Origin of the sequence: Kitasatospora sp. NPDC059571 (assembly GCF_042735675.1) — a bacterium.
GTDB lineage: Bacteria > Actinomycetota > Actinomycetes > Streptomycetales > Streptomycetaceae > Kitasatospora.
The window spans coordinates 1-7,195 of sequence record NZ_JBHWBW010000413.1; the positions used below are offsets into that span (position 1 = coordinate 1).

General features: G+C 76.3%; 4 protein-coding genes and 1 riboswitch. Of the genes, 1 reads left to right on the forward strand and 3 read right to left on the reverse strand.

The window, feature by feature from the left end:
• Nucleotides 1-45 precede the first annotated feature (45 nt).
• From lnt to cobN, 3 genes are all read right to left on the reverse strand, one after another.
• Nucleotides 46-1,590: an apolipoprotein N-acyltransferase gene (gene lnt, locus ACFV0G_RS31455; protein WP_380555374.1), complete on the reverse strand. Its 1,545-nt coding sequence runs from the start codon at nucleotides 1,588-1,590 to the stop codon at nucleotides 46-48.
• 107 nt (nucleotides 1,591-1,697) lie between these two features.
• Nucleotides 1,698-2,435, reverse strand: coding sequence for a DUF6193 family natural product biosynthesis protein (locus ACFV0G_RS31460; RefSeq protein WP_380555376.1), 738 nt, complete (start codon nucleotides 2,433-2,435; stop codon nucleotides 1,698-1,700).
• 66 nt (nucleotides 2,436-2,501) lie between these two features.
• Nucleotides 2,502-6,236, reverse strand: coding sequence for a cobaltochelatase subunit CobN (gene cobN, locus ACFV0G_RS31465; RefSeq protein ID WP_380555378.1), 3,735 nt, complete (start codon nucleotides 6,234-6,236; stop codon nucleotides 2,502-2,504).
• A gap of 231 nt (nucleotides 6,237-6,467) precedes the next feature.
• Nucleotides 6,468-6,539, reverse strand: a riboswitch (cobalamin riboswitch).
• Nucleotides 6,540-6,680: 141 nt separating this feature from the next.
• On the opposite strand from cobN, the gene ACFV0G_RS31470 reads away from it, so the two are divergent.
• The gene (locus ACFV0G_RS31470) at nucleotides 6,681-7,193 is read left to right on the forward strand and encodes a hypothetical protein (RefSeq protein WP_380555380.1); all 513 of its coding nucleotides are present in this window, start codon (nucleotides 6,681-6,683) and stop codon (nucleotides 7,191-7,193) included.
• The last annotated feature ends 2 nt before the right edge of the window (nucleotides 7,194-7,195 follow it).

The window sequence follows — 7,195 nt, forward strand, 5'->3', positions numbered from 1 at the left end:
CGGCCCGCCAGGGCCGGGGCGCCGCCGTGCGCGGGCCCGGACGACTCACACGCCCAGGGTGGAGCGCCGCTCGGCGGCCTCGCCGTCGCGGGTGCGGGCCGCGGAGCGGCGGCTCGTGCGCACCGCCCAGCCGGCCGCGGCCGCCGTCACCGCGAGCGAGGTCAGCGGCACCCAGTCGCCGAGCCGGTCGTACCAGGTCAGCGCGGAGGGCCGGGCCAGCTCCAGGGTGACCGTCAGCGCGCCCGACCCCGAGGTGTCCAGCCGGGCCAGCCGGCGGCCCTGGCGGTCGTACGCCACCGACTCCCCGGTGAGCGCGGCCTGCACCACCGGCCGGCCGCTCTCCGCGGCGCGCAGCGCGCCGAGCGAGGCGTGCTGGGCGGGCGCCCAGGTGGACTGGAAGGTGGAGGTGGACGACTGGTACACGATCAGCGGGGCGCCGTCCCGGGCGGCCGCCCGCGACATGTCGGGGAAGGCCGACTCGAAGCAGATCAGCGCCCCCACCGGCAGCGGACGGCCCGCCGCGTCGGTGGCCGGGAGCAGGTGGAAGGAGGTGCCGGGGGCCCGGTTCTCCGCCGCCGCCTTGCTCACCCCGGCGATCCAGCCGAACAGCGGCCGCAGCGGGATGTACTCGCCGAACGGCACCAGCCGGATCTTCCGGTAGCGGGCGGCCACCCCGTCCGGGGTGACCAGCACCGCGTCCTTGGAGATCCGGCCGTCCGCCTTCCGGGCGTCCTCGCCGACCAGCACCTGCGCGCCGAGCGCGCCGGACAGGCCGCGGATCTGCGCCAGGACCGCGGTGTCCCGGTCCAGATCGGCGGTGGTGCTGCTCTCGCCCCAGACCACCAGGTCGACCGGCTGCCCGGCCAGGCCCCGGGTGATCCGCTCGCTCGCCGCCAGACGCGAGGCGTCGTCCGCGGTCTGGCCCGGCTGGACGAGCGCCACGGTGACGGTCCGCCCGGCCGGCGGCTGCGGGAGCACGGCGAACAGCACCGGGCCGGCCGCCAGCACCGCCGCGACCGCCGCCGCGGGCAGCACCCGCAGCCGGCCGCAGCAGAGGATCACCACGGCCGTGTTGCACGCCGCCACCGCGGCGCTGACCAGCCACACCCCGCCGACCGAGGCGAGCGCCAGCACCGCCGGGTGCCGCCACTGGCTCGCCCCGAGCAGCCCCCACGGGCCGCCCAGGGCGTGCCAGGAACGGGCGAACTCGCAGCTCACCCAGACCGCCGGGACGACCACCAGGGCGGCCAGCGCCCGGCGGACGGTCACCCGGCCGTGCAGCAGCCGCCACACCGCGTACCCGAGGGCGGCCTGCAACGCGCCGAACAGCACGGCCAGCCCCAGCAGTCCGGGCCCGATCGAGGGGATCAGCCAGTACATCGCGACCAGGATGAAACCGGCGCCGAACCACCAGCCGCGGACGGCCGCCTCGCGCCCGGTGGGCGCCTGCCGCATCAGCAGCATCCCGGGCACCAGCGCGACCCAGGCCAGCCAGTCCAGGCCCGCCCCGGGGAAGGCCAGCACGGGGACCCCGCCCGCGGCGAGCGAGGCGTAACGGGCGGGCCGGGACAACGCCGTGCGCAACGTCATGCGGAGATCGTATGCATCCGGGCGCCCGTTGTTCAGGGGGCGCGGGCAACTGTGCGCGGCGATCCGCGCAGGTCCCCGCGCCCCCCGGGCGCGCCGGTGGCCGGGAGCTACGGCGCCGGCAGGTCCTCGGGCAGCGCGGCGAGCAGGAGCGCGACCGCCCCGGCGGCGCCGTCGGCCTCCTGCAGGACGCCGTCGGCCGTCCGCACCTCGAAGCGGCCGCCGCCCAGCGGCCTGGCCAGCGGCAGGCCGCTGTAGTCGGGGCGGTCGGCGCTGCGGCGCAGGCGCAGCCAGTGGTGGCTCAGGCCCGGCGACAGGACCCGCAGCCGCGGCTCCCGGTACGCGGCCTCGACCAGCTCCCGCAGCCGGAAGTTCCGCGGTGCGGCGGGAGCGGTGCGCAGCTGCTGCCACCGGTCCGCCACGGTGTCGTCGGCTGGGTTCGGCGCCGACCGCTCCAGGTCGCGCAGGAACGGCCGGCGCGCGGTGAGTTCGCCCACCTCCGTGCCCTGCAGCCAGTCGTGCACGGCCGCGGCGGCCGAGGCCAGGTCCGGGGTGCGGCCCGCGGCCACCGTGCGGTGCTCGATCCGGTGGCCGAGGTGGAAGCCCCGCCCGCCGAGGGTGAGCACGACCCGTGCCAGCCGGTCGCCGGCGGCGGCCTGCGCAGCCACCCGCAGGCCCTCCGGCGGCAGGACCTGCGGCAGGACGTGCTCGAAGGCCAGGGCGTACCCCGCGCGGTCCGCCTCGGCCTGCAGTGCCGCGAGCAGGGACCCGGCCGCGACCACGTCGGGGTAGTCCGGCGTGAACGCCGATCCGAACTCGTCCTGCACCGCGGTGCGTTCCTCAGGCATGCGGCCGAGTGTGCCACGGGGCCGCATGCCTGACGCAGGCTCGGGACGGGCCCGCCCCGGCGGCGGCTACCCCTCGCCCTCCAGGTCGCCCTCGGTCTCCAGGAAGGCGGCGCGCAGCTCGTCGATCAGGCGCTGGTCCGGCTCGGCCCACAGACCGCGGTCGGCGGCCTCCAGCAGGCGCTCGCTGATGCCGTGCAGCGCCCACGGGTTGGCCTCGGAGAGGAACTCCCGGTTGACCGGGTCGAGGACGTACTCCTCGGTGAGCTTCTCGTACATCCAGTCGGCGACCACGCCCGTGGTGGCGTCGTAGCCGAAGAGGTAGTCGACGGTGGCCGCCATCTCGAAGGCGCCCTTGTAGCCGTGGCGGCGCATCGCCTCCATCCACCGCGGGTTGACCACCCGGGCGCGGAAGACCCGGGCGGCCTCCTCGGTGAGGGTGCGGGTGCGGACGGTCTCCGGGCGGGTGGAGTCGCCGATGTACGCGGCCGGGTTCTTGCCGGTGAGCGCCCGGACGGTGGCCACCATGCCGCCGTGGTACTGGAAGTAGTCGTCCGAGTCGGCGATGTCGTGCTCGCGGGTGTCGGTGTTCTTGGCGGCCACCGTGATCCGCTTGTAGGCGCTCTCCATCTCCTCGCGGGCCGGCCGCCCGTCGAGGCCCCGGCCGTACGCGTAGCCGCCCCACACCGTGTAGACCTCGGCGAGGTCGGCGTCGGTGCGCCAGTCCCGGCTGTCGATCAGCTGGAGCAGGCCGGCGCCGTAGGTGCCCGGGCGGGAGCCGAAGACGCGGACGGTGGCCCGGCGCTCGTCGCCGTGCTCGGCGAGGTCGGCCTGCACATGGGCGCGGACGAAGTTGTCCTCCGCGGCCTCCTCCTGCCGGGCGGCGAGCCGCACCGCGTCGTCCAGCAGGGCGACCACGTGCGGGAAGGCGTCCCGGAAGAAGCCGGAGATGCGCAGGGTGACGTCGATCCGGGGACGGCCGAGCTCCTCCGGGCCGATCGGCTCCAGACCGGTGACGCGGCGCGAGGCCTCGTCCCAGACCGGCCGGATGCCGAGCAGCGCGAAGGCCTCGGCGATGTCGTCGCCGGCGGTGCGCATCGCGCTGGTGCCCCAGAGCGACAGGCCGACCGAGGGCGGGTAGGCGCCGTCGTTGTCGGCGCGGTACCGCTCGACCAGCGAGGCGGCGAGCGCCTGCCCGGTCTCCCAGGCGAGCCGGCTCGGCACCGCCTTCGGGTCGACGGAGTAGAAGTTGCGGCCGGTCGGCAGCACGTTGACCAGGCCGCGCAGCGGCGAGCCGGACGGACCGGCCGGCACGAAGCCGCCGTTCAGCGCGTGCAGCACGGCGTCCAGCTCGTCCGTGGTCGCCGACAGCCGCGGCACCACCTGCGCCGCGGCGAAGGCGAGCACCTCGCGGACCGCGTCCGGGTGCCCGGCGGCGACCTTCTCCACCGCCTCGGGTGCCCAGTCCTTGGCCTCCATCGCCTCGACCAGGGCGCGGGCCTGCGCCTCGGCCGCGTCGGTGGCGCCGAGGGTCAGCGCGGCCTCGTCCAGGCCGAGCGCCTCGCGCAGGCCGGGCAGCGCGCTGACGCCGCCCCAGATCTGCCGGGCGCGCAGGATGGCGAGCACGATGTTGACCCGGTCGGTGCCGGCCGGGGCCTGGCCGAGGACGTGCAGGCCGTCGCGGATCTGGGCGTCCTTGACCTCGCACAGCCAGCCGTCGACGTGCAGCAGGAAGTCGTCGAAGCCGTCGTCCTCGGGCCGCTCGTCGAGGCCGAGGTCGTGGTCGAGCCGGGCGGCCTGGATCAGCGTCCAGATCTGGGCGCGGATCGCCGGCAGCTTGGCCGGGTCCATCGCGGCGATGGAGGAGTACTCGTCGAGCAGCTGCTCCAGGCGCGCGATATCGCCGTAGCTGTCGGCGCGGGCCATCGGCGGGACGAGGTGGTCGACCAGGGTCGCGTGGGCGCGGCGCTTGGCCTGGGTGCCCTCGCCCGGGTCGTTGACCAGGAACGGGTAGATCAGCGGCAGGTCGCCGAGGACGGCGTCCGGCCCGCAGGCCGCGGAGAGTGCCGCGGTCTTGCCGGGCAGCCACTCCAGGTTGCCGTGCTTGCCGAGGTGGATGACGGCGTGCGCGCCGAAGCCGCCGTCCGCCTGCGCGGCCTGGATCCAGCGGTAGGCGGCCAGGTAGTGGTGGCTCGGCGGCAGGTCGGGGTCGTGGTAGATCGCGACCGGGTTCTCGCCGAAGCCGCGCGGCGGCTGGATGAGGACGAGGAGGTTCCCGGAGCGGATCGCGGCGAGCACGATGTCGCCGTCCGGGTTCTGCGAGCGGTCGACGTAGAGCTCGCCGGGCGGCGGGCCCCAGTGCTGCTCGACCTGCTCGCGCAGCTCCTCGGGCAGGTCCGCGTACCAGCGCCGGTAGTCGGCGGCCGGGATGCGGACGGGGTTGCGGGCGAGCTGGTCCTCGGTCAGCCAGTCCTGGTCGTACCCGCCGGCCGCGATCAGTGCGTGGATCAGCGCGTCGCCTTCATGTACCCGCCCGCTCGTCTCCGGGCCCTCCTGACCCGGCGCCGACACTCGTCGCTCCGTCGCTCCTTCGTCGCTCCCGCGCTCCTCCCTTTCGGCACCGGCGGGCCCTTCGGCTCGGGGCGGCTCGTGCGAGACGGAGGCCGTGTCCAGGCCCGGCAGGTCTGTGCCGAGGTCCATGCCCTCCTCGCGGAGGCGCTGCAGCAGGCGCATCGCGCTGGCCGGGGTGTCCAGGCCGACCGCGTTGCCGACCCGGGCGTGCTTGGTCGGGTAGGCGGAGAGCACCAGGGCGAGCCGCCGCTCGGCGGCCGGGGTGTGCCGCAGCCGGGCGTGCCGGACGGCGATGCCGGCCACCCGGGCGGCGCGCTCCGGGTCGGCCCGGTAGACGGTCAGGCCGTCCTCGTCCAGCTCCTTGAAGGAGAACGGGACGGTGATCAGGCGGCCGTCGAACTCCGGGACGGCGATCTGGGTGGCGGTGTCGAGCGGGGAGAGGCCGTCGTCGCTCTCCTCCCACTGGGCGCGCGACCAGGTGAGGCAGAGCGCCTGGAGGATCGGCCGGTCGAGCGCGGCGAGCGCACCGGCGTCCCAGGCCTCCTCGTCGCCGCCGGCCTGCGCGTCGGCGGGGCGGGTGCCGCCGGCGGCGAGCACGGTGGTGACGATCGCGTCGGCCCTCGCCAGCTCGGCGAGGAGTTCCGGTTCGGCGCCGCGCAACGAGGCGCAGTACAGCGGCAGCGCGCGGGCGCCCTGGTCCTCGACCGCGCGGCAGAGCTCCTCCACGAACGCGGTGTTCCCGCTCATGTGGTGGGCCCGGTAGTAGAGCACCGCGACCAGCGGACCGTCGGAGGTACGGGCGGTGCGCTCCAGCGGGCCCCAGGCGGGCGCGGAGGCCGGCGGGGCGAAGCCGTGGCCGGTGAGCAGCACGGTGTCGGAGAGGAAGGCGCCGAGCTCGGCCAGGTTGGCCGGGCCGCCGTGGGCGAGGTAGGCGTGGGCCTCGGCGGCGATGCCGGCCGGGACGGTGGACAGCTCCATCAGCTGGGCGTCCGGCGCCTGCTCGCCCGTCAGCACGACCACCGGGCGGGGGCCGGCGAGCAGCGCGTCCAGGCCGTCCTCCCAGGCGCGGCGGCCGCCGAGCAGCCGGACGACCACCAGGTCGGTGCCCTCGACGAGGGCCGGCAGGTCCTCCGCGGTCAGCCGGGCCGGGTTGCCCAGCCGGAAGGGCACCGGGCCCTGCGCGGCGCGGGCGCTCAGCAGGTCGGTGTCGGAGGTCGACAGCAGCAGGATCATGCGGAGGGCCTCCCGGCCGGGTCGGTGTTCCGGGGCGTGCGGGGTGCGAGGAGGGTGGTGCGGCACAGGGCCGTCGGCGTGGTCGCGGGGACGGCGGGCGCGGGCTCGGCGCGTCCGGTTCGGACGGCGGAGCCGGGCATGCGGCAGCGCACAGGTCTGGCCTTCCTCGGGGTCCGCGCCCCGTGGCGGTCGTCCCCCCGGCGGTGGCCGGGGGCGGGTGGGCGACGGCGGGAGTTCCTGGCTCCACGGCGCTGAGCCGTGGTTACAGTGGCGGGACCGCACCGGATTTGCACCGGTTTCCTCCGCTTGCCGTCGCTGGCGTCGGGCGGTCCGCGCGGACCGCCCGGGCAGCATCGTACGGGGTGGCGCGCGGCTGCGGGGCGGCATGCGGACTGTGATCCAGGCGACGGGGCGGCCGGTCGGACAATCTGTATGCTCGCCGCCATGCCACCGACTCCCGACCCCGCCGGGGCGGGCTCCGCCGTGCCCGACCGGGGCCGGTCGGACGCCTGTCCGGGGGCCCTTCGTCTGCACACGGCCGACGACGGCGCCCTCGCCCGCATCCGCGTGCCCGGCGGTATGCTGACGGATCATCAGCTACTGGCGCTGGCGGACGCCGCCGAGGCGCTCGGCGACGGCCGCCCGGAGACCACCTCGCGCGGCAACGTCCAACTGCGGGGCCTTGCTTCGACGTGCGGCGGCGAACTCGCCGACCGGCTCCGCGCGGTCGGCCTGCTGCCCTCCGAGACGCACGAGCGGGTGCGCAACATCGTCGCCTCGCCGACCGCCGGGCTCGACGGTGCGGGGCACGCCGACACGGCGGCGTGGGTACGCGAACTGGACGCCGGGCTCTGCGCGGCGCCGTGGGCGGCCGCGCTCTCCGGCAAGTTCCTGTTCGCGCAGCACGACGGCCGCGCGGGCGTCGCCCCCCGCCCCCCCGGGGTTACAATTTTCTAAAC